The sequence below is a fragment of the Mucilaginibacter sp. NFX135 genome (assembly GCF_048565145.1).
GTDB lineage: Bacteria > Bacteroidota > Bacteroidia > Sphingobacteriales > Sphingobacteriaceae > Mucilaginibacter.
In genome coordinates, this window is the sequence record NZ_CP183412.1 from 2,347,128 (window position 1) to 2,372,046 (window position 24,919).

A 24,919-nucleotide genomic window follows, 5' to 3' on the forward strand; every position below is an offset into this window, starting at 1 on the left:
TCGGGAATGGGGGGATCATGCCGGCGAGCCCGTGTGTCTCTTTAAAATGGAGAATACTCACGGTGCTTATGTAGAATTAACCAATTACGGGGCTACCCTGGTTTCGGTGGTAGTACCCGATAGGCATGGTGTTTATAGTAACGTGGTTTTGGGATTTCCGTCATTGCACGCCTATTTGGATGATGACTGTTATATTGGTTCTACCATCGGCCGTTATGCCAACAGGATAGGAGGGGCCAGTTTTCAGTTGGATGGCATCACCTGGTACCTGGAAAATAATGACGGTGAAAATACCAATCATGGAGGTAGTAAGGGTTTTAATACCCGGGTTTTTAAATATGTGGTTACAGCCGAAGGGCTATATTTTACAATACAGAGCACTGATGGAGAAGGTGGGTATCCGGGTAATCTGGAACTTACCGTACATTATGTGTGGACGGATCTGAATGAGTTGCTCATCAGTTATTGCGCGTCGACAGATAAAAAAACGATTGCCAATTTTACCAATCATGCCTACTTTAACTTGTCAAATGATGGGGCTAAAATATTCGACCACAGGCTTACCATTCATGCGGGTAGTCTGTTGCAAAATGATGGAAATTATATCCCTACAGGTATTATTGAACCGGTTGGTAACAGGCGGCTTTCGGATACTGTCATCAAAAATAAAATGATGGTGAATGAAACCCATATTACGGGTTTAAATGACTGTTATATATTGGATGAGCAACCCGGTACCTATCATAAACTGGCCGCTGAGCTAACCGAAAAAAGGTCGGGCCGTAAGCTGGAGATATTTACCACTTACCCTGCCCTGATGGTTTATACCGGAGATTATTTACAAAGTGAATATTTAGGGCATCACCAAAATCCATACAGCCCCTTTGATGGTATATGCCTGGAATGCCAGCATTATCCGGATAGCCCCAATCATTCCAACTTTCCCACAACAGTTTTAAACCCCGGCGATACTTATCATGAAAGTATCATTTACAAGTTTGGTATTATAACGCTTTAAGGGCCTCCCCGCAATTTTTTATAGCTGGTTTATAGTAAGGAATAAATAATGGACAAAACCACACTTGAGTTATAAATTCATAAAATTGTCCATCTTTTTTGAAAGTTTATCCATTTTTAAATGCGATGCTTCCACTTACATTTACAATACCAATTGTAAACTAAACCAAATATGTATGTAAAAAAATCGACTACCACATTAGCGGGAAAGCGAGCGCCGGTTTATCCTTAATTCAGGTGATCTGTTAATTCTATATGCTTAATTATTAGGAGATTATTGTTAAAAGTCTTGAGCCTAAAAAAAGACTTAACAGGATTTTTATGGCCTGTTCGGTTCATATTTTAACCGATAATGATCTACCTAAAGCTTTGGATTTTCTCAGGTTACAAACCTGGCTTTTGAACCTGGAAAATTCCGGTTAAATAATAAACACGCTTCGCGAATATCCCCGTGCTATCCGGTGAATAATACAAATCTGATTGGATTAAATCCTGATTAATTAAAATAATTTTTATGACCCAATTTTATGAAGCAATCTTACATTTTTAGTAAAACACTTTTTAAAAAGTATGAGAAGCCCGGACGGTTTTTGATAAGATGCTGCTTACTGTTTTTAACATTAACCTTATTTTATGGTACGGCCCATGCGCAAACCAAAATTACGGTTACCGGTACTGTATCTGATACGGCGCATGTTAAATTGCCCGGTGTAACTATCTCTGTGGTGGGCAATTCCCGCTTAGGTACTGTAACAGATGGCAACGGAAGGTTTATTCTGGATGTTGAAGACGGTTCGGTATTGCGGATATCCTTTGTAGGCTTCAAGGCACAAACCTTTACGGTATCGGCACAAAACAAGATCTTTAATGTAGCCCTTAAAGAGGATAAGCTGCTTGCCGATGAGGTAGTAGTTACCGCTTATGGTAAAAAGGAGCGCAAGGAGGCCCTTGTTGGCTCGGTTACCAGTATTAAACCCAGCGAATTGAAAATTCCGGCGAGTAACCTCACCGCGGCGCTTGCCGGGCAGGCTGCTGGTATTATTGCCTATCAGCGCAGTGGCCAGCCGGGGCAGGATAATGCCTCGTTCTTTGTGCGTGGGGTAACCACCTTTGGTTATAAGCAAGATCCGCTAATACTGATAGATAACGTAGAATTAACCACCACCGATCTGGCACGCTTACAAGTTGATGATATTGCCAGCTTTGTGATATTAAAAGATGCCAGCGCCACCGCGCTTTATGGTGCAAGGGGAGCCAACGGCGTTATCCTGGTGAGCACCAAAGAAGGTAAAGAAGGGCCTGCCAAGATCAACTTTCGCTCGGAGTATTCCTTATCGCAATCAACAAGGACGCTTGATCTGGTTGACCCCATTGAGTACATGAACCTGTATAATGAGGCCACCCTTACCCGCGACCCTACATTGCCGTTACCCTTTACACAAACCAGAATTAACAATACCCAAAACACCCTTAACGGTGGCCCGGGCAGTAACCCTTATGTGTATCCAGCTGTGGATTGGTTAAAGATGTTGTTTAAAAAGAACGCTACCACTATGCGTAACAACATGAGCGTTAGTGGTGGTTCGGGTTTGGCGAAGTATTATATCACCGGTACTTACAACGTGGATAACGGTGTGCTGAATACCGATATCCGTAATAATAATGATAACAATGTAAAGTTCAGGAATTACCAGTTACGGTCAAACGTAAACATCAACCTCACCAAAACAACCGAAGTTATTGTAAGGTTATGGGGTAACTTTAATGAGTATAACGGCCCCATTACCTCAGATGGTTCTTTTGCGTCTGACCTGTACAATGTGGCCATACATACCAGCCCCGTATTGTTCCCGGCCTACTATCAGCCCGATGCTGCTAATGCCAACGCACAGCACATCTTATTTGGTAACGTAGGCGGGGTTGATGGCACCAGCAGTAACAGTATTTTATACAACAATCCATATGCTGCCCTATTACGCGGCCACAAAAATTCGTCGGAATCAAGGATGCAGGCTCAACTGGAATTGAACCAGAACCTGGGTTTTGTAACTGACGGCTTAAAATTCAGAAGTATATTCAGCACCAACAGGCACTCTTATTTTGATTCACAGTTGGCTTATAACCCATTTTATTATAATATAGGTTCTTATGATAAGAAAACCAATAATTATACCCTAAACTGGCTCAACCCGCAGCCTACGGGTAATAACGTAGCGCAGGAATACCTCTCATACTCGCGCAGTACGCCAAATGCCGATACCTTCTTCTATCTGCAAACCTCGCTTGATTATAATAAACAATTAGGTAGCCACAACATTAACGCCACCCTGATCGGTACGGCTCAGCAAACTGTTTATTCAAATGCTGTCGATCCCAAAACCAACCAGATATCCTTACAATACTCGTTACCCTACCGTAACCTGGGTTTAGCTGGTCGTGCTACCTATGGTTACAAAAGCAAGTATTTTGCCGAGTTTAACTTTGGGTATAATGGTTCTGAGCGATTCTCAGCCAATCATCGTTATGGTTTTTTCCCAACTATCGGCGCTTCATGGGTAATATCCAACGAGTCGTTCTGGAACCCTTCATTTATTGATCGGTTAAAGATCCGCGGAAGTTACGGTTTGGTGGGTAATGATGCTATTGGCGCGCAGCGTTTCTATTACCTGTCTGATGTGCATTTTAATGAAGGTTACAACTATGCTCAGTTTGGTTTCAACAACTCCTATGAGCGTAAAGGCTTAACCATTGTAAGCTATGACAATAATAACATAACCTGGGAAACCTCAAGGCAAACCAACGTTGCGGTGGAGATGACCGTGTTAAAAAACCTGAACATTATTGCCGAGTTTTATAAAAACCACCGCTACAATATTCTGAGGGATAGGTTGGTGCCGGCTACCGAAGGTTTTGAAACTTCTATCGCAACCAACTTAGGTCAGGTTGATTCAAAAGGTATCGACTTATCTGCCGATTATAAGCAAAGCTTTAGCAATGGCTTGTGGGCATCGTTCAGAGGTAACTTTACTTATTCAACCAATAAATATACTTACATAGAAGAGCCTAACTATGCCGAGCCGTGGCGCCACTTTATTGGCCAGCCAATCAGCCGCGGTTATGGTTATGTGGCCGAAAGGCTATTTGTTGACGATCAGGAAGCCCGTAACTCGCCAACGCAGAATTTTTCTTCCGCACCACCAAAAGGGGGCGACATCAAATACCGTGATTTGAATGGTGATGGTAAAATTGATAATCTGGATCTTACCTTCCTGGGTTATCCGCAAACACCCGAAATTGTTTACGGATTTGGCTTCTCAACAGGTTTTAGAGGATTTGACCTTTCTGCATTTTTCCAGGGGCAGGCCAGGGTTTCTTTCTTTGTTGATCCAAACAGGGTAAGCCCTTTTATCCCGAGTCCTGACCAGTACATTTATGGTAATACACAGGTTCTGAAAGCATTTGCCAATGATCACTGGTCTGAAGAGAACCAGAATTTGTACGCTTTGTACCCAAGATTAGGCACCAACCAAACAGTAATAGCCAACAACCTGCAACCCAGCACCTGGTGGTTACGCGATGCCAGTTTCCTGCGATTGAAATCATTAGAGATCGGCTATACCCTGCCAGCGCGTATAGCAAAGGCCATGAAACTGACCAATTGCCGCATTTATTTTAACGGATTGAACCTGTTTACCTGGAGTCCCTTCAAACTATGGGATCCGGAGCAGGGAGGCAACGGGTTTGCTTACCCCATCCAAAAGGTGTTTAACGTTGGTCTGAATGTGAATTTATAATTACAAACCGATTTAAAAAGAGAACGATATGAGATCATATTATAAATTATTACTGGCAATAACGCTTTGTACAACAGGGGTATCCTGTAAAAAATACCTGGATGTTACCCCCAGTAACGTAGGTACGTTGGAGTATGCCTTCAGAAACCGTAATGAAGCCGAAAATTATCTGTTTGCCTGTTATTCAACCATGCAGCAAACCTCAAACGTAATTTATAACGCGGGTTTTACCACTTCTGCCGAAATTGTGTACCCTAACAATTTAACGACCAACTTTTTTGACCAACGGGGCTTTGACCTCATCCGGGGGACGCAAAACACCGGCAGCCCCTCACTAAATTACTGGGGAAACAGCAATGGCGGCGCTCCGCTTTTTCAGGCTATCAGGCGGTGTAACATCATGCTCGAAAATATTGATAAACCCATAGACCTTGGGGCCGATGAAAAAAAGCGTTGGATAGCTGAAGTGAAATTCCTGAAAGCCTATTATCATTATTACCTCATCAGGATGTACGGTCCAATTGTGCTGATAAAGGATAGCTACCCGATTGATGCCCCGCCTGATACCTTAAAGCGCAAAAGGGCGTCTGTTGATGAATCATTTGCTTACGTAATATCCCTGCTGGATCAGGCCATACCCGATTTGCCGCCAAATATTCAAAATCAGGCGCAGGAATTTGGACGTATCACCAAGTTTATAGCCATGAGTGTAAAAGCCGAAATTTTAACCACGGCTGCAAGTCCGCTGTTTAATGGCAATCCGGATTACCAGGGATTTAAAGATAAGGCGGGTAAAAGCTTGTTTTCTACTTCGTATGATGCGTCTAAATGGCAAAAAGCCGCCGATGCCTGCAAGGCTGCCATTACCGAATGTGAAGCGCAAGGCATTAAATTGTACACTTTACCACCAACCGGTAATATCAATGTATCTGACGAACTGAAAAAGATATTAACGCTGCAGCTTACCATCACCGATAAGTGGGAGCAAAACCCGGAGCTGATATGGGCGCTTAATTATACCTTTGGTTACCAGGGTTATGTTATTCCCAAATTAACCAGTGCGGCAGTAGGTATGGCCAATACATACCCTTCAAACTGGGCTGTGCCATTGGCCGAGTCGGAGTTGTTTTATACCAACAACGGCGTACCGTTGGTTGAGGACAAGAATTTTGACTATACCAATCGTTTTATACCCCAGGTTGGTGATGATGCTAACAAAGATTATATAGAACAGGGATATGAAACCGCCCGCGAGCATTTTAACCGCGAAAGAAGATTTTATGCCTCGATTGGTTTTGATGGCGGTATTTGGTTTGGTAACGGGGTAACAGACCAAAGCAAAGCTTATTATGTGCAGGCCCGCGGTATTTTTGGTTTGGCTGGCCCAAAAAGCTTTAACTCAACCAATATAACCGGTATATGGCCAAAAAAACTGGGTAACTATCAAACCGTAATGGATCAATCTTTTACCACGGTTGATTTTCACCTGCCGCTTATTCGCTTATCAGGTTTGTACCTTTTATATGCCGAAGCTTTAAATGAGGTACAGGGCCCAACAGCCGAAGTGTATTCCTACATCGATCAGGTGCGTGCACGTGCCGGACTAAAAGGCGTAGTGGAGTCATGGAACAGTTTTTCGAAGAATCCATCCAAGCCGGGTTCAAAAGATGGTCTGCGCCAGATCATACACCAGGAACGAAGGATCGAACTGGCTTTTGAAGGTCAGATAGGCTGGGATCTGCGCCGTTGGAAAGAATTACAGGATGTATTAAGTCGCCCTGTACAAGGCTGGAATATTAATCAGGCTGCATCGGCAAATTATTATCGCCCAACCAACGTGATCACGCCGCTTTTTGGTTTGCGGGATTATTTATGGCCTATCAGCTCAACAGACCTGGTGGTTAACGAAAATCTTACCCAAAATCCATACTGGTAGTAGTTGAGACTAAGGCATTATTGATAAATAATTATATAAAATATAAATTATGAAAAAGATTAATAACGGCAGATCCATAGTATCGATGCTTTATATATCGGCACTACTCGTCGTGTTTTTGATTTCCTGTAAAAAAGGTCAGTCAAATATCGAGATCGTATCCAACGACAAAACCAAGCCGGGTGTAGTTACCAACATAAAGGTCGAGAACCTGAATGGTTCGGCACGTATAACCTACACACTGCCCGATTCAAAGAACCTGTTATACGTTCTGGCAACGTATAACATCAATGATAAGGTGGTAAGGCAAACCAAAGCCAGCTATTATACCGATACAGTAATGGTTGATGGTTTTGCCAAAGCTAAAGAGTATACGGTGACACTGAACGCGGTAAGCCGTGCCAACATCATGTCAGACGCGGTAACGGTAAAGGTTAATCCTAAAATACCAAATTACCTGCTTATTAATGATAACCTGGCCATTACACCTGATTTTGGCGGAGCCAACTTTTATGGTTTCAACCCCAATAAAACTCCGGTGGCCATACATATTTTATCATATAACGACGCTACCAAAGGCTATGATGAGCAGGATCCGCAGTACCTGAGTAACGATACGGTGAATATATCGGTACGCGGTTTCTCGGTAAAGAATACCAAATTCGCGGTTTTTACTACGGATAGGTTTGGGAATGTTTCTGATACAGTGACCAAAGAATTAACACCCCTGTTTGAAACACAACTGGACAAGAGCAAGTTCTTCACTTTTCACCTCACCACAGATAGCCCGATAGGCTATGGCTGGGAACTCAAATACCTTTTTGATAATAACCTGGGCGACCCGGGATGGCACACCACCAGCGCTCCTTTAAAAATATGCAGCTTTGGTATAGGTCCATTAGCCAAAATAAGCCGTGTGGTATTGTTCAACAGGCTGCCTGATATATGGGGTTACCAAAATAGCCGTCAGTTTACCATCTGGGGTTCAACCAAGGATAATCCGGGCGATTACCCATCGTGGCCTGCTACCGTTACCGCGGTAGGTACCGTATTGGGCGATTGGATTAATCTGGGCAACTTTGTGGTGCCGTTGCCACCATCAGGCGCACCGCCAAACCAGGCTACCGATGCCGATAAAGCTACAGCGGGCGCAAATGGCTTTAGCTTCAATATGCCGAATGTAAGCCAGATGCCAGCGGTAAAATATATCCGTTTTCAGTGTACGCAAACCTGGGCCGGACTTGATTATGTGAATGCCAAAGAGCTTACCCTGTTTGGTGCACCTGTACAGTAAACCGTTAATTAAAAATTAAAGAAATGAAAATAGCATTCAACGTTACTGTTTTCTTGCTCATGTGTTTGGCAATTGCAGGTTGCAAAAAATATGATACGGATTATAAGTCGTTTTTAGATAATCATGAAGTAACCTATCCCGGATTAGCTGCCGGATTGAATTACCATTCCGGTAACCTGCGTGCCGTGCTGGTTTGGCACCCAAGTCCCGATCCAAGTATCAGGAGATACGTGATCAAGTGGAATAATGGTCTTGACTCCCTGTTGCTTAGCGCCGCCAGCCATGATCCGGGCGATTCCGTTGTAGTAAGTATCCCCAACCTGCAGGAGTATGTATACAGCTTTCATATTATTGCGTATGATAAGGATAATCATCCATCCATCGGTCAGGATATCAATAACGTAAGGGTATATGGCCCCACGTATCAGTCGACGCTTTTAAACAGGGCTTATAATGCCGCCAACCCCTATGTTACGCATAGTGATGGTTCCGTTACCCTCAACTTTAACAAGGCCGATACCGGGAATGTGGCTACCACTATAAGGTATACCAATAAGTTAGGAACCACTACAGAGCGTTCTTTTGTGGCCGATAGCAACTCGATAACTCTGACCGATTATAAGTATGGCACAGATGTAACATACCGATCGTCATATAAACCGGTAAAGGATGCTGTAGATACATTTAATGCCTTGAGCTATGATAAATTCCCAACGATTATCGGGACAATCGAAATGGATAAGAGCCTGTTTAAAGCGGTGTATTTACCAACCGATGTTGGCTCGGCCTATGGTTGGGAGCTTCCATTTTTATGGGATAAAAGCACCAATGAGCCGGGCTTCCATACCCCGGGTACCGACTTTCCGATCTGGTTCACCATCGATCTGGGGCAATCGGCCAGCCTGACACAATTAAAGCTTTGGCAACGGATGTCGGCCCTGTATGATGTGGGTAATGCTAAACGCTTTGAAATATGGGGAACCAACAGCACGCCTGATCCATCGGGCAGCTTTAACGGCTGGACCCAGCTTGCCAGCTTCACTTCCTATAAACCTTCGGGCTTACCTCGCGGGCAAAATTCAGACGAAGATAAAGCATTTGCCGCTGCCGGCGAACCTTTCAACTTCCCGGCAAATGGTCCAACGGTAAGGTATATCAGGTTTAAGATCCTGGAAACATGGGGCGGAACCAATTATTTTCACGCCATTGAAATATCAGTTACTAAACAATTGAAATAATCAGAGAGATATCAAAAAGAGAGCAGTTGTTATCAGCTGCTCTCTTTTTGATTTGAGGGCACGTCTAAAGCCCGGTCTGGGTGTAGAACCGACTCACTCAGTCTATTTCCGCAAGCTGGCAGGTGGACCACCTCTGCGGCTTCGCCGCAAAGAGGGTGGCGGAAAATCCCCTCTATGCGCGAAGCGGAGAGAGGGGTGACGAGCGCAGCGATGTCGGGGTGAGTCGATATAACGGCTGATTCGACGCACTTTTACTTTTTTATTAAGTATACACATTAAAAGAGCCACTCAATAGCTACTTTTGGCTTAACATAAATTAATGCAAGAAGTATTTTCAAGATCTGGCGAGTATCTGATTGGGTTAAAAAACGCCGATACGGATCTGTTGAGTTCACCGGCCCAGTTCTCTGAATATACCATATTGTTTATCCCCGAAGGGGAAGGCGTTTATCATGCTGACTTTGGTACATTCAATTACTCGGGACCTATTTTGTTATTCTCCACGCCCTTGCAGGTTATTTACCTGGAGCATAACAAACCCGCCAGGTTAACCATGCTGCAATTTCACTCCGATTTTTATTGTATTGAATATCACCGGGAAGAAGTGGCCTGCAATGGCCTGTTGTTTAACAATATTTATATACAACCCTGTGTTAAGTTAACCCATACCGATGCGCGGGTTTTTGAGCAGCTATTAACCGATGTTGACCAGGAGTTTGGGCAGGATTCACCTTCGGAGATTGTGCTGCGGGCATATCTGCAATTGTTCCTGGCTAAATCAAGCTCCATCAAAATAAAACTGATAAAAAACCATCAGGATCGTAAAGAAAAAGATGAGCAGATGGAACAGTTCAGCAAATTGTTGGATCAGCATTATCTTACCCTGCACAAACCCAACGATTATGCGCAGCTACTGGCCATAACGCCCAATAATTTCAGTAAGCGCTGTATGCGGTATTTTAAAAAAACGCCTTCGCAACTGATCCAGGAACGCCTGATATTGGAGGCCAAAAAACGGCTGCACCTAACCCGGCAAAGCATCAAGGAAATAGCCTACGCGCTTCAGTTTCAGGATGAATTTTATTTTAGCCGTGTTTTTAAAAAAGTAACCAAGGTATCGCCCCAAACCTTTCGCGATAAAACCGGGATCTCCATCGTGGCAGATTTGTCCAAGCAATAGCCACATTCGTCCATGTTGGGGCGTTGAAAACTGATGTAGCTTTGATCAAACAAAAATTAATATCATGAAAACAATACAAGTTCCTTCCCGGGATCAGGTAAGTGCCGGATCGCAGGTTATATTTGATCAGTATCAAAAACGTATGGGTAAAGTTCCCAACCTGTATGCCACCATGGGTTATTCCGAAAATGCCTTAAAAGGCTTCGTGGATTTTGAAGGCGCTTTGAATCATGGTGCGTTCCGTCCCAAAGAAAGGGAGGCCATTGCCCTGGTAGTGTCAGAAATAAATGGTTGTGCCTACTGTTTGGCAGGGCATACTTTAGCCGCCATAAAAAATGGCTTTACTAAAGAAGAAACCCTCGACCTAAGAAGAGGCAAGATTAACGACGATAAGCTGGATGCCATATTACAATTGGCCAAATCCATAACCGTAAATAAAGGCCATGCCGATCAGAAAGCCCTGGACGATTTTTATGCCGCCGGTTTTAATGAAGCCGCCTTAATAGATTTGATAGGTCTGGTTACCGTGCGGGTATTTACCAATTATGTTTTTGCTGCAACAGAAATTCCGGTTGATTTTCCTTTAGCAGAACCATTAAACTAAGCAGCAATGAAAAATACCGATCTGCCATCTGATGATGACAAACTACAGCTGGCCAACACCTTTATTACTTCACTAAAAAATAATGATTGGGAAACCATGCACTCCATATTAGCCGCTGATGCCAGTTGGACGTTGCCTGGCACAAGCTTACTATCCGGTCCGGCAAATGGGGCCGGGGCCATTATCAAGCGGGCACAGGGCCTTAAACATTTCAGGGTTAATTTCGATCTGAAACATATCCTGATCGGTCTTAATGGTTTCACTTTGTCTTTACATAACACCGCAAGTCGCGGCGATCTGATCCTGGACGAGCAGGTAGCCATTGTTTTTGAAGTGAACGGTGGGAAGATAGTCGATATGGCTACCTATCTTTCTGATGTGGCGGGCATCAATGCTTTTTTTATTGCGGGGATATAAAGTATCTTGCCGTAAAATTAAAGCACATGGCTGATCATAAACTGGAGGCTGCCAAAGCCGCTTTTAAATTTATAAAAACCGGGCAAACCGTTGGTTTGGGTGCCGGCACAACGGTTTTGCACCTCGCCGGGATGATAGCGCAGGATACGGAGTTGGCCCGGTCGGTTGTTTTGGTGTCATCATCATTCAAAACCAATAGCTACCTGCAGGAGCAGGGCTTAAACGTAAAGCCGGCATCCGCAGTAAAACACCTGGATATCTATTTTGATGGCTGCGATCAGTTCGATCAACAGCTTAATGCCCTCAAAAGCGGCGGCGGGATCCACACTACCGAAAAGATCCTCGCTTCGATGGCTTCTGAGTTTATTTTAATGGGTGATGATACCAAGTTTGTACCGCAATTGAATACCACCTATCCATTGGTGATCGAGATTTTGCCGCAGGCTTTACAGATCGTATTGGCTAAACTCCGGTCGGCCTATCCCGATGCCGATATCAAATTACGCATGGGCGATCAGAAAGACGGGGCTGTTATTTCTGATAATGGTAACCTGCTGGCCAACATTCGCTTTAGCACGCTGCCGCAATGGCAACAGGTCAACACCCAGGTAAAAATGATCCCCGGTATCGTGGAGCATTCCCTGTTTTATGGCATGGCTACCAAAGCGATTATTGCCGGTGAAGACGGGATACAGATTATTACGCCTCAATAATAAATTGCTTATACATGCAGGAGATACTAAGGAAACATATTGAAAAAATAGTGCCGCTTACCGATGAGGAGTTTGCGTTTGTATGGAGCCATTTTACTGCCAAAAAGTATAAGAAACATCAATTCCTGATACAGGAAGGCGAAGCGGTAAAGCATCATTACTTTGTGCTCTCCGGACTTTTAAAACTGGTTTATACCGATGATGATGGAAAGGAACACATTGTTTCTTTTGCTATGGAAGACTGGTGGGAAAGTGATTTTTATGCATTTTACACCCAAACCAAAGCAACCCTTTCTTTGGAATGCCTGGAAGACACCGAAGTGCTTTGCCTTTCGCTCGATAATTACAAAAAGCTATGCGATGGTCTCCAAAAAATGGTGCGTTTTTTTCTGGAGAAGGCCAATTTTGGTTTTATCGGATCACAGCGCCGCATTATATCCTGGCTCACCTTAAGCTCCAAAGAGCGTTATGAACAGCTGCTTAAACAATACCCCTCTCTCATTCAGCGGGTGCCCAAAAGTCTGCTGGCTGCCTATCTGGGAGTCTCGCGCGAAACCCTGAGCCGGTTATCTTCTTAGTTTTTAGTGTGACATTTCTCACATCATAATCGTGAGGTTTGTCAACCCTTCATTCCGGGTGTTATACGCAGTTTTGCCTTATGGATTTTTAACAGAGATCATGAAAAAAACAGCAAAACTTTTAGCATTACTATTAATAACTACGGTGCCTGTTTGGGCACAAACTCAAAATACCAATAAGATGGAAAAAAGAATCATTAATCCCTGGCAATGGCAGGATAAACGCAGCTATGTACAGGCTGTTGAAGTAAAACACGTGGAAAGCACCCTTTATATTTCGGGACAGACAGCCATTAGCGACGATGGCGTATCCAGTAACGACGATATGAAAACCCAATTAGTTAAAGCCCTGCAGAACCTGGAAAAGGTGATTAGCGAGGCCGGATACAAACCCGAAGGTATTGTCAGGCTAAATATTTACACAACCTCTACCGAGGAGTTTTGGCCCAATTTCCAAATTTTTCAGGATTGGGTGGCTAAACACGGCATCAAACAATCGCTCACGCTGTTAGAAGTGAAAAGCCTTTTTGAAACACTAAAAGTTGAATTGGAAGCTACGGTGGTGAAGTGATCAATTTTGGGCAAAATATTTTATCTTTAAAGCCGCTTGCTGCCGCGGGCTTTCTGCCCGTGGTGTGCATGTTTCACCTTTCAGCTGAATAAAGCCGGAGGCTTTAGCCATGCAACCCACGAGATACGCTACGCTAATCTCGCGGGAGCGGGAAGCTACAGTAGTGAAGTGATCAATTTTGGGCAAAATATTTTATCTTTAAAGCCTAACCTAAAAACGCATAAAATGATCTTCCCGCTAAAATCCAAACGTGCCTGCTCGTTACTGTTGGTACTGTTATTCCTGATACAGGGTGTAAAAGCCTATGCCACAGGGCCGGTTGTTAAACAGGATTCGCTGCTGCAGAAAGCATATATACTCAATATTATGCGCCGGGTGGCCGATTGGCAGATCAACGATTGGAATACCAACGGTTTTAAACACGCCAAGGTCGATTGGACAAACGCTGCCTGTTATACCGGAATTTATGCGCTGGGATCTATGAAACGCAATGAGAAATACCTAACGGGATCCATTAAAGGCAACGAGAAATACTTAACCACCCTGGTGAAAATTGGCAATGATCTGGGCTGGAATACCGGGCGCGACCGTTTTATGGCCGATGATTATTGTATAGGCCAAACCTATTCTTTATTGTATGCAAAATACAAGGACAAAAAAATGATAGCGCCCTTTACTTTGCTGGCCGATAGTATTGTAAATAAGCCGCATGACGAATCGCTGGAGTGGAAAAACCACATAGCTTCCAGGGAATGGGCCTGGTGCGACGCGCTGTTTATGGGGCCAACGGCTTTAAGCTATTTGAGCACTGCTACCGGTAACCCACAATATTTAAATACAGCAACTAAACTTTGGTGGAAAACAACCGATTACCTGTATGATCCTGCCGAACACCTGTATTTTAGGGATGGCAGTTACCTGGATAAAAAAGAAAAAAACGGTAAGAAGATCTTTTGGGCGAGGGGTAACGGATGGGTGCTGGCCGGCCTGGTAAGGGTAATGGAAAACATGCCTGCCAATTATCCGGACAAAGTTAAATTCGAAAAACTATACCGCGATATGGCTGTTAAGATAGCTTCGTTACAACAACCCGATGGCAGCTGGCATGCCTCCCTGCTCGATCCGGAAAGTTACCCGGTTAAAGAAACAAGTGGTACCGGCTTTTATTGTTATGCCCTGCTCTGGGGGCTTAATCATGGTTTGCTGGATAACAAAACCTACTGGCCTGTAGTGAAAAAGGCCTGGGCGGCGCTGGCAACGTCGGTTCATGCCGATGGGATGCTGGGCTATGTACAGCGTATAGGCGCCAGCCCGGATGCCGTTACCGAAAACAGTACCGAGGTGTATGGCGTAGGCGCTTTTCTGCTTACCGGAGCCCAGTTGTACCAATACCTGAATGCACATCCCGCAGCTGCAAAAAATTAAGTATTTAACAATACCGAATAATAAATTTCGAATTTCCAACACCGGACTCTTCTATTCATTATTTGATATTGGATGTTCAGTGTTCGATATAAATAGAAGCAGAGCGTTTGGCTTTCCGCTTTCTGCATTAGGCTTTCAGCTTTCGCATGCGTAAAACTACGTATCAGATACAGTAAATCCCGAAGGTTATTTCAGTAGTAACCCTGCCTATATTTGGTAGCGATCAAAATATCTTTGACTATACAAAAAGCCAAAGAATATTTATGAAAAAACAATGCTACTTAAATCTATTACGCTACAGCTCATTAATGTTAACCGTTATGAATAAGTTTATGAACCTGCAATAGCAGGAGCAAGATAATAAGTTATAAATTAGGGATAATAACTTAGGAGCAGCCGCTTACAGTAATGTAACGGCTGTTGTTTGTTTATAGCGGGTTTTTAGCTCCCCTCTTGAGAGGGGGAGCGACGGATGGTGTAATGGCGGGTGTGTTTAAACGCGGCATAACACACTCCGCTGTCCGAAGTCTCTGACTTCGGATTGGCTATGTTTGTAGTCTCTGACTACAGGAGAACGAGTAACAATACTTAGCTTGGTTTAATGTATCGGTAGTTGAAAACTACCGGCATAATCGTTCGAAGTCGGAGACTTCGGACAGCGGGGTTGAACAAAAAGAGTTGCCTGTCATGCTTCGACGGTGCTCGGCATGACACTCTTTTTATTCTTCTCAATAACAATAATTTAACAAAAAAATGGCATAGGCGTTGCATGATGATTACTAAAAATATTAGTAATTTAGCATTGTATTTATAGCAATCAACATGACAACCCCGGCCGACCGTCGTTTTATATCACATCTGGATCTGGATACTTTTTTTGTGAGCGTGGCCCGGCTGGATAACAGCAAGCTGATAGGCAGGCCCGTTATTGTTGGCGGTTTGAGCGACAGGGGCATTGTAGCTTCCTGCAGTTATGAAACCCGGGCCTTTGGCGTACATACCGCTATGCCCATGAAAATAGCCCGGCGTCTTTGCCCGGCTGCCGAAATTGTGAACGGCGATTTTGATCGTTATAGCCAGCTTTCCCGCGATGTTACCGAGATCATCCGCGAGCAGGTGCCTTTGTATGAGAAAACCGGTATTGATGAGTTTTATGCCGACCTTACCGGGATGGACCGCTACTTTGGCTGCAGCCTGTTCATGAGCGAGTTGAAACAGCGCATCGCCAAACAGACAGGCTTGCCTATATCCTATGCACTGGCTTCCAACAAACTGATCTCCAAAGTAGCCACTAACGAAAACAAGCCCAATGGTCACAAAGAAGTGCCTTTTGGTACCGAGCGGGCATACCTGGCCCCACTGGTGGTGCAAAAACTGCCGGGCGTGGGTGAAAAAACATCGTCGCTGCTGAGGCAAATGGGGGTAACTACCATTAAAATTTTGAGCGAGATACCACAACCCATGATGCAGAGCCGTTTCGGTAAGCAAGGTGTCGAAATGCATCGCCGATCGCATGGTATCGATGAAAGTCCGGTAATACCGTATTCCGAACAAAAAAGTATCGGCACCGAAGAGATCTTTGAGAATGATACCATCGATATCCAGTTTTTACACCGCGAACTGGTACGGATGACCGAGAAGGTAAGCTTTCAGCTCCGGCAGCAAAAAAAGCTCTGCGGCTGCGTCACCATTAAGCTGCGGTATTCTGATTTTAATACCGAAACCAAACAGGCCGTGATCAGCTATACCTCGTCTGATGACATGCTGCTGCAAACCGCTAAAGAGCTTTTTAAAAAAGTGTATGACCGCCGGCAATTGGTTCGCTTGCTGGGTGTGCGGTTAAGCCACCTGGTGCAGGGGCAATACCAGATCAACCTGTTTAATGATACGGTCGAGAACATCCGGCTTTACCAGGCTATGGATCATATCCGCAAACGTTTTGGCGAGGATGCTGTACACCGTTCCATAGCCCAGCAACTCAATGCCATAGAAAAGGAGCGTTATGTACGTTAATTGCAAAACATGGTTCAGCTACCGGTATGGTACGTATGAAACCAAAGCATTGATAGCGCAGGCAAAGGCAATGGGCATTGGCTCGCTGGCCCTCACCAATATTAACGGCAACCCCGATGCCTGGGACTTTGTACATTATTGCCGCGAAGCCGGTATTAAACCCATTTTAGGCTGCGAAATTCATAACGATAAACGCTTTTGTTACCTGCTGATAGCCCGTAACGATCAGGGATTAATGCAGATCAACCGTTTTGTGTCCCGCTATAAAATGGCCGATCAGCCCTTTCCGGCACGGCCTGTTTTTGATGAGGATGTTTTTATTATTTATGCCCTGGGTACATTACAGCCCCGGGAGTTACAGGATAATGAATTGATAGGCGTACGGCCAAGCGAGGTAAACAAGCTGTTTAGCGTACCCGTAAAAGGTCATCCCGAAAAATTCATCATTCGCCAGCCGGTAACTTTTCAGGATAAAAAAAAATTTAACCTGCACCGGCTTTTAAGGGCCATCGACGGGAATACGCTGCTATCAAAATTATCGCCTGAGGATGTCGCATCGCCAGATGAAATGTTCATGACCGAAGAGGAACTGATGGAGAAATTCAGCCAGTACCCGCCCATCATCAGCCGCACGCGGGAAGTAATAGATGCTTGCGGCACAGCAATGGTCATCGACCCAAAATCGGACAAAAACAAACAAACCTATACCGATTCGTTAGAGGAAGACCGCCTGTTGCTGGAGCATTTGGCTTTAACCGGGATGAAGGAACGCTATCCCGATGACCCGGTGATTGAAGCCAGGGTACAAAAAGAATTAAAAGTAGTTAACGACCTGCGGTTCAACTCTTACTTTTTGATTGTGTGGGATGTAGTGAACTTTGCCCGCGACAGAGGTTTTTACTATGTAGGTCGGGGCAGCGGCGCCAATTCCATCATCGCCTATAATTTAAAAATAACCGATGTCGACCCCATCAAACTGGACCTGTACTTTGAGCGTTTTCTCAATAAATTTCGCACTTCTCCGCCCGATTTTGATATGGATTTTAGCCATAAGGACAGGAACGAGATCATCCGGTATATTTTTAACAAGTATGGCGAAAATCATGTGGCCCTGCTGGGCATGCACGGTACTTTTCAGCGCAGGGCCGCCATCCGCGAATTGGGTAAGGTATTAGGACTACCCAAAGAAGAAATAGACATCCTGGTTAAAAACAAGAATGCCACTTTTAAGGAAGACAGCATACAAAAGGTTATCCTGAAATATGCCAGGCTGATGCAGGATTTCCCAAACCACCTAAGCATACATGCCGGCGGGATGTTGATATCCGAAGAACCTATTCACCAGTATACCGCGCTGGAAATGCCCCCGAAAGGCTTTGCCACCTCGCAGGTAGATATGTTCGGGGCCGAGCGGGTGGGATTGATTAAGCTGGATATCCTGAGTCAGCGGGGATTGGGGCATATTAAGGATACCATACAACTGGTTAAGCAAAACAAAGGCATCGATATAGATATTACCCGGGTTGATGATTTTATGAAAGACCCCCTGGTGGCCGACAGGATTCGCCGGGCCGATACCATCGGCTGCTTTTATATCGAAAGCCCCGCTATGCGCCAACTGCTCATGAAGCTGGAGTGCGATGATTACCTCACCCTGGTGGCGGCAAGTTCCGTCATCAGGCCGGGCGTGGCGCAATCGGGTATGATGAAGGCCTATATTTATAATTATCACAACCAGGACAAGGTACAATACCTGCACCCCAAAATGGAGGAGCTGCTGAAGGAAACCTTTGGGATTATGGTTTATCAGGAGGATGTAATCAAGATAGCGCATCACTTTGGCGGCCTGGATATGGCCGAGGCGGATATCCTGCGCAGGGCCATGTCGGGCAAGTACCGGGGTAACGAGGAAATGATCAGGATCGAGGGCAAATTCTTCAGTAATTGTAAACAAAAAGGTTATCCATCTCATATCAGCAGGGAGGTTTGGCGGCAGATAGCCAGTTTTAGCGGTTATTCGTTCAGCAAGGCACATTCGGCCAGTTTCGCGGTAGAAAGCTACCAGAGTCTTTACCTTAAAACCTATTACCCGATGGAGTTTATGGTAGGGGTGATCAATAATTTTGGCGGCTTTTATCGCACCCCCTTTTATTTTCACGAGCTAAAAAGGGCCGGCGCACGCCTGCATGCACCCTGCGTAAACCAAAGTGATACCTATACCAATATTAAAGGCATCGATGTATATGTGGGCCTGGTACATATTGAAAGACTCACCGCCGGCTTGCTGGAGGCTATTATTACCGAACGGCAGCGCAATGGCCCCTACCTTAGCATGGAAGATTTTATGGAACGCACCCAACCCGGTATGGAGCAGCTGAATATCCTGATCAGGATTGGGGCGCTGCGCTTTACCGGTACCAGCAAACAGGAGTTGCTGTGGCGGGCTAACTTTTTTCAGAAACAGCAGGAAGAACAGCCTGTTACCGCGGCTTTGTTTCATGAACCGGTTGCTGATTTTAAATTACCCGCGCTGAGCAGTCGCCCGCTGCAGGATGCTTTTGACGAGATCGAGATCCTGGGCTTTGCGCTTACAGATACCTTCCCGATGGTTGATGACGATCAGCAGGGGATCACTTATGTAAAAGAGCTGCCCGGTAAACTGGGGAAAACGGTGAAGATATTGGGCCAGCTGGTGGCCATCAAAGAATCAAACACCATTAAACACGAGATCATGAACTTCGGCACCTTCCTTGACCCCCACGGCGACTGGCTCGACACCGTACACTGGCCCGAATCATTAAAACGCTACACTTTCCAGGGCGACGGTTTTTACCGGATGACCGGCAAAGTGGTAGAAGAGTTTGGCGTGTACGCCGTTGAAGTATGGGAGATGCACAAAATAGGCTTCAAACTGGAAATGCTGCAATGGAGGTAGAGAGAGGCAAGAGGTTAGAGTCAAGAGGTAAGAGTCAGGAATCCAGAAAAAGGTAGCCGTCATGGGCTCCTAAATTCTTTCTGTGGGATTACCGTGTATACACAAGTTGCCATGCTCCGTTAGGAGCTACCTGTTTGTAGCAGATCAAATCAAAAAGCAAGATTGCTCCGTAGGTGCAACCCCCAATTAGCTGATAATCGCATTTGCTATTATGAGGTAGCCTCTACGAGGCAAAGGGTATAAATTTTAAGTGCTACAAACAGGTAGCTCCTAACGGAGCATATTATCCTGTCGGTTGTTTTCGAGATGTGTCCACACAGTAATCCCACGGGAGGGAATCGCACGACCCCAGGCTTCTCGCGCTGTTCGAAGTCAGAAAATCAAACAACGAAGGATTTCTCCTTGCAGTCGCTCAGATCCAGCCGAGTGACGTTATTATCCGGCCTCCGGCCGCTGTAGAAATCGATCATTTTGCTCGCGCTGTTCGAAGCCTCTGACTTCGAACTATTATGCCTGTAGTCTTCAGACTACAGGAAAACATTGAATCTGTCAACTGCTGTAGTTTTAAACTACAGACATAGTCGTCCGAAGTCAGAGGCTTCGAACAGCGAAGAATTTCTCTTTGCAGTCGCTCAGCTCCAGCCGGGTGGCGGGTATTACCCGGCCTACGGCCGCTGTACAGTAAGAAATTATCTGCCCATTCAATATTCAGCATTTTAGGGAGCTAAGGAAATTTAGCCTGTGGTCGTGTTATCACCGCACCACTAATACATTTGCTGCTTTTCAATTACCATATAAATTTTATGGTGCGGTGATAACACCGACCATAAGCTAATGTGAAATTAAATTCAGCTTATTTTTTAATTTTTCGCAATCGATTGTTAAAAATAATTACCTTGGCATCACCAGTGTAAGTCGGGTATTATTATTATCCGATAACCAATAAATCATATTATATTAAAAATCGATGGATTGCTTTAATCAATTTCCTAAACTATTTGGGCGGAAAAAGTTTTGGATAGTGTGTTTTTGCCTGTTGGGTTGCCAGCAACTCAGGGCGCAAAACGTGGTATCTCTTCATGACCTTTCTTTTTTCGATAACCCTTCAGCAAACTGGAAAATTGCAGCCGGTGCACAGGCTGACCTTATGCAGGATGAAATTTTAACCGTTAAAGATGGTACCGGAATTTTGGTAAACCTGCCCGGTAAAAAAGGCGCGAAAGACCTGTTTACCAAAACTGTTTATGGTGATGCCGATCTGGAGCTTGATTATATGATGGCCAGAGGATCAAATTCCGGCATCTATTTGCAGGGCCGTTATGAAATTCAGCTTTTGGATAGCTGGGGAACAGTAAACCCCAAATCGGGCGATAACGGTGGTATTTACGAGCGCTGGGATGACAGCAAACCAGATGGGCAGCAGGGTTATGATGGCCATGCGCCAAGGCAAAATGCCAGCCGCGCGCCAGGTTTGTGGCAGCATATAAAAATCTCGTTCCAGGCGCCGCGCTTTGATGGCAAGGGACAAAAGATCTCCAATGCCAAAGTGCTTTACGTTTGGTTAAATGGTGTTTTGATCCAGGACAATGTAGAGTTGAGCGGTCCAACCAGGGGGGCGTTTGATAAGGGAGAGACCGCAACCGGTCCGCTGCGTTTGCAGGGTGATCATGGCGCGGTAGCTTTCCGCAATATCAGCATAATTAGTTATGATAAGCCGCAGCCCACGCTTTCAAACCTGAAATATTGGGTTTACAAAGGTGGGGATATTACTGTGGATGGATATAAAAAGTTAAAGCCCGAGTCGGAAGGGACTTCGCCTGTGTTGTCATCAAATCAAAGTAAACTGAATAATGATTTTTTAATGCGGTATACCGGTAATATCCAGGTTAAGGAAACCGGCGAGTATGCTTTTAACCTAAGTGTGCCGGGTGGAAAAGGTATATTTCGTATCGATGGAACCGACGTTGTGGCATTGACCGGGAACGGGGGCAAGGGCAAAATACAACTGCAGGCCGGCGACCATCCGTTTGAATTATTCTATTCAAAAACCGTTGATTGGGCAAAGCCAGCCCTGGGGCTTACTGTAGCCGGTCCAGGAGTACGCGAGTACCTGCTAAGTGATGCCAACGTAAGTAACAATGACCCGGTTGATCCTATTTTGATCAATGCTGCTTCAAGTCCTATTGTTCGCAGTTTTTCTGATTTGCCGGGAGGTATCAGGGTTACCCATGGCGTAAATGTAGGCAGTACCGGGTTGTTGAATTATACTTATGATCTGGATAAAGGGATGATAGTGGCGATATGGCGTGGCAGCTTTTTGGATGCTACACCGATGTGGCATGACAGGGGCGATGGCTCATCCCGTCCGGCAGGTTCTGTTCAATATTTGGGTAAGCCGGTACCGGCTATCGAAAAGCTCCATGATGCCAATACCGCCTGGGTTTTGGATACCGCAGGCACCGGTTATAAACCTAAAGGCTATGTATTAAATGCCGACGATGTGCCTGCCTTTAAATATATTATTTATGGTGTGCCGGTAAACGATGCGAGTACTTTGATGGATAAAGGGCAGGGTATCCACCGTGAAATAACGCTTGCCAATGCTGTGGATGGCCTGTTTTATCACCTGGCTTCAGGTAATATCGAAACGCTTGGAAACGGATTATACGCTATTGACGACCAATCGTACTATATCCGTATTGATGACGCTGGTGGGGCCAAAGCCCTTGTCCGTGATGCGGGAGGGAAGCAAGAGCTCATCATCCCTATTCAAAAGAAATTAACCTATTCTATCATTCTTTAAGCTGCCTTGATCATGAATAATACTTTAAAACAAATGATAAAAAGGAGCGCGTTTTTATGTACGCTTGTCATTATCGCGCTGTTAAGCGATACCAAAAATACCTTGGCCCAGGCCGAATCGCCTAAAGAGGATGATTTTTTTAAGATCATGAAAGTACCCGCGCCTGAAGGTACCATATTGGAGGTTGGCGGTTTGTGTACCCTGCCTAATGGTACTTTGGCTGTAACTACCCGTCGGGGGGATATTTTTATGGTCGAAAACCCTACCGGCCAGCATCCTTTCTTCCGCAAGTTTGCTTTCGGTTTGCATGAGGTGCTGGGTGCCGCCTGGAAAGATGGCGCTTTATATGTTGTTCAGCGCGGTGAATTGACTAAACTGGTGGATACCAATATGGATGGCAAGGCCGATGTTTTTGAAACCATTTATGCCTGGCCCTTATCTGGCAACTATCATGAATACAGTTTCGGACCTAAAATTGCTCCTGATGGTTCATTTTTTGTAACCCTGAACCTGGGTTTCCCGCCCGATTGGTGGCACCCTAAAAGTTTTGTACCATGGCGTGGCTGGGCCTTAAATATTAAGGAGGATGGTACGGTTACACCTTGGGCGGCCGGATTCCGTTCGCCTTGTGGTATCAGTATGATTGATGGTGAACTTTGGTATGCCGATAACCAGGGCGATTGGGTTGGATCGGGTAGTATTATGCCCATCAAAAAAGGGGCTTTCATGGGGCATCCTTCCAGCCTGGTTTGGACAGGCTTGCCTAACTCACCACTAAAGTTGACGTCTGAGCAGTTCTTCGCTAAAAATAATCCACGAATTGAGTTTGATAAAAACGGACAACCTGTAAAACCGCAGGATATAGTAAATGAAAAGTTCAAAACCGAGTTTGAGGCTAAAAAGGAATTTCCGGAATTACAATTACCTGCGGTTTGGTTACCTCATGGCATCTTAGGGATTTCCAACTCCGAAATTGTGAAGATCCCCGAAGGTGCATTTGGACCATTTTCGGGACAACTGCTGATCTGCGATCAGGGGCAAAGTATGGTCGACCGGATATTTTTGGAAAAAGTTAACGGCGAATACCAGGGCGCGGCCTGGGCTTTCAGAAGCGGTTTTCAGTCGGGCATCGTGAGGCTGGCCTGGCTACCCGACGGTTCATTGGCTGCCGGCGAAACTAACCGTGGCTGGGGATCGGCGGGGGAGGCTACCATGGGCTTGCAGCGTTTGGTATGGAATAACAGAGTTCCGTTTGAAATGCGTGCCATCAGGGCCATGCCCGATGGTTTTGAAATAGAATTTACCAAACCGGTTGATAAAAAGGTAGCGGCCGATATTGCATCCTACTCCATAGAAAGCTTTATCTATAAATATCATGGCGTATATGGAAGTCCGCCGGTGAATACCGAAAAATGCCCGATAGCAGGCGTTAAGGTATCTGAGGATGGCTTAAAGGCAAGACTTATCGTTAATAATTTACGCAGGTACTATATCCATACCATTACGCTTGCTGCCATCCGCGATAAGGAGAGTTATTTTAACCTGGTGCATCCTACCGCATATTACACCTTGAACAATATCCCCGAAGGTCAAAAATTGTCCATGAATGAGGTAAGTACCGTAAACTCGTCTAAAGCAGCGGTTTCGGCAGGTGTGAAAAAAGAAGGGGGCGCTAAAAAAGGCGTGGCAGTAAAATCCGGAACGTTGGTAAACGCTGTTCCTACCTATGCCGAAGTGCAGCCTCTTTTGCTGAAAAATACTTGTCTTTCGTGCCATAATGCTACAAAAAGGCAGGTTGGCCCGGCATACACAGATGTGGCCAAACGGAAATACAGCGTAGCCGAACTGATACAGCTGATCCATAGCCCAAAGCCCGAGCACTGGCCGGATTATTCGACACCAATGCCGCCGATGCCGCAGGTGCCTAAAGAAGAAGCGCGTAAGATAGCCCTGTGGATCAAATCGCTGGCTAAATAAATTAAAGTTTGACTCTGCATTCCGCGTTTAAACTGCGGACTAAAATGCGTATATTTGTATATACCAACAGCCCGGTTTTTCTGATTAAAAAGGATAACCGGGCTGTTTGGTTAAGGGAGAAAATAGCCCGAAAATCGACTGATTTTTTATAGTTATTTGACAGTCAAAAAATTAATACTTTTTAAAGTTTTAAAAACACCCTAAAACCGCGTTGGAATTTGTTAAAAAGTGTTAAAATCGATGTTTTTAAAGTGTTTTTTAATCGTTTTTAGTCCCTTTTTGAGCAGAAAAGTGTTAAAATTTAAGGTTTAAAAAGTTTTTTTGGGAGGATAGTCCCGGCAATTGTTTAGATCTTATATCTTGACTCTAACTTCTTGATTCTCCCTCCCGCCCCTACATCACCTCTCATGCCAGGTTTTTGGGT

The 24,919-nt window shown here is 44.9% G+C and carries 16 protein-coding genes; all 16 read left to right on the forward strand.

All coding sequences use genetic code 11. From position 1 onward, the window contains the following. Window positions 1-31 precede the first annotated feature (31 nt). A complete protein-coding gene (locus ACNURT_RS10150; protein ID WP_419702125.1) occupies window positions 32-1,018 on the forward strand; it encodes an aldose epimerase family protein in 987 nt (328 codons plus the stop codon). A 526-nt stretch (window positions 1,019-1,544) separates the two neighbouring features. After that, window positions 1,545-4,811, forward strand: coding sequence for a SusC/RagA family TonB-linked outer membrane protein (locus ACNURT_RS10155; protein ID WP_419701647.1), 3,267 nt, complete (start codon window positions 1,545-1,547; stop codon window positions 4,809-4,811). A gap of 28 nt (window positions 4,812-4,839) precedes the next feature. After that, the gene (locus tag ACNURT_RS10160) at window positions 4,840-6,747 is read left to right on the forward strand and encodes a RagB/SusD family nutrient uptake outer membrane protein (protein WP_419701648.1); all 1,908 of its coding nucleotides are present in this window, start codon (window positions 4,840-4,842) and stop codon (window positions 6,745-6,747) included. Between the two features lie 49 nt (window positions 6,748-6,796). Continuing rightward, on the forward strand, window positions 6,797-8,041 hold the full coding sequence (locus ACNURT_RS10165; protein ID WP_419701649.1) for a DUF4959 domain-containing protein: 1,245 nt from the start codon (window positions 6,797-6,799) through the stop codon (window positions 8,039-8,041). A 23-nt stretch (window positions 8,042-8,064) separates the two neighbouring features. After that, entirely contained in the window at window positions 8,065-9,279 is a 1,215-nt protein-coding gene (locus ACNURT_RS10170; RefSeq protein ID WP_419701650.1) for a DUF4998 domain-containing protein, read from the forward strand. Between the two features lie 319 nt (window positions 9,280-9,598). After that, the gene (locus ACNURT_RS10175; protein ID WP_419701651.1) at window positions 9,599-10,459 is read left to right on the forward strand and encodes a helix-turn-helix domain-containing protein; all 861 of its coding nucleotides are present in this window, start codon (window positions 9,599-9,601) and stop codon (window positions 10,457-10,459) included. 64 nt (window positions 10,460-10,523) lie between these two features. Further along, on the forward strand, window positions 10,524-11,063 hold the full coding sequence (locus tag ACNURT_RS10180) for a carboxymuconolactone decarboxylase family protein (RefSeq protein WP_419701652.1): 540 nt from the start codon (window positions 10,524-10,526) through the stop codon (window positions 11,061-11,063). 6 nt (window positions 11,064-11,069) lie between these two features. Beyond that, window positions 11,070-11,480: a nuclear transport factor 2 family protein gene (locus ACNURT_RS10185; protein WP_419701653.1), complete on the forward strand. Its 411-nt coding sequence runs from the start codon at window positions 11,070-11,072 to the stop codon at window positions 11,478-11,480. Between the two features lie 26 nt (window positions 11,481-11,506). Further along, window positions 11,507-12,193 carry a ribose 5-phosphate isomerase A gene (gene rpiA / locus ACNURT_RS10190; protein ID WP_419701654.1) on the forward strand — a complete coding sequence of 229 codons (687 nt, stop codon included), beginning with the start codon at window positions 11,507-11,509 and terminating at the stop codon, window positions 12,191-12,193. 14 nt (window positions 12,194-12,207) lie between these two features. Further along, window positions 12,208-12,771: a Crp/Fnr family transcriptional regulator gene (locus ACNURT_RS10195; RefSeq protein ID WP_370998617.1), complete on the forward strand. Its 564-nt coding sequence runs from the start codon at window positions 12,208-12,210 to the stop codon at window positions 12,769-12,771. A 100-nt stretch (window positions 12,772-12,871) separates the two neighbouring features. Then, window positions 12,872-13,342 carry a RidA family protein gene (locus tag ACNURT_RS10200; RefSeq protein WP_419701655.1) on the forward strand — a complete coding sequence of 157 codons (471 nt, stop codon included), beginning with the start codon at window positions 12,872-12,874 and terminating at the stop codon, window positions 13,340-13,342. 225 nt (window positions 13,343-13,567) lie between these two features. Beyond that, window positions 13,568-14,767 (forward strand): glycoside hydrolase family 88/105 protein, encoded by a 1,200-nt coding sequence (locus ACNURT_RS10205; protein ID WP_419701656.1) that lies wholly within the window; start codon window positions 13,568-13,570, stop codon window positions 14,765-14,767. An 822-nt stretch (window positions 14,768-15,589) separates the two neighbouring features. Beyond that, entirely contained in the window at window positions 15,590-16,780 is a 1,191-nt protein-coding gene (dinB, locus tag ACNURT_RS10210; RefSeq protein ID WP_419701657.1) for a DNA polymerase IV, read from the forward strand. Continuing rightward, complete coding sequence (locus ACNURT_RS10215) at window positions 16,770-19,715, forward strand: DNA polymerase III subunit alpha (RefSeq protein WP_419701658.1); 2,946 nt, start codon at window positions 16,770-16,772, stop codon at window positions 19,713-19,715. The genes dinB and ACNURT_RS10215 overlap by 11 nt, the downstream gene beginning before the upstream one ends. Before the next feature lie 967 nt (window positions 19,716-20,682). Further along, window positions 20,683-22,518: a family 16 glycoside hydrolase gene (locus tag ACNURT_RS10220; RefSeq protein ID WP_419701659.1), complete on the forward strand. Its 1,836-nt coding sequence runs from the start codon at window positions 20,683-20,685 to the stop codon at window positions 22,516-22,518. 12 nt (window positions 22,519-22,530) lie between these two features. Then, a complete protein-coding gene (locus ACNURT_RS10225; RefSeq protein ID WP_419701660.1) occupies window positions 22,531-24,495 on the forward strand; it encodes a c-type cytochrome in 1,965 nt (654 codons plus the stop codon). Window positions 24,496-24,919 lie beyond the last annotated feature (424 nt).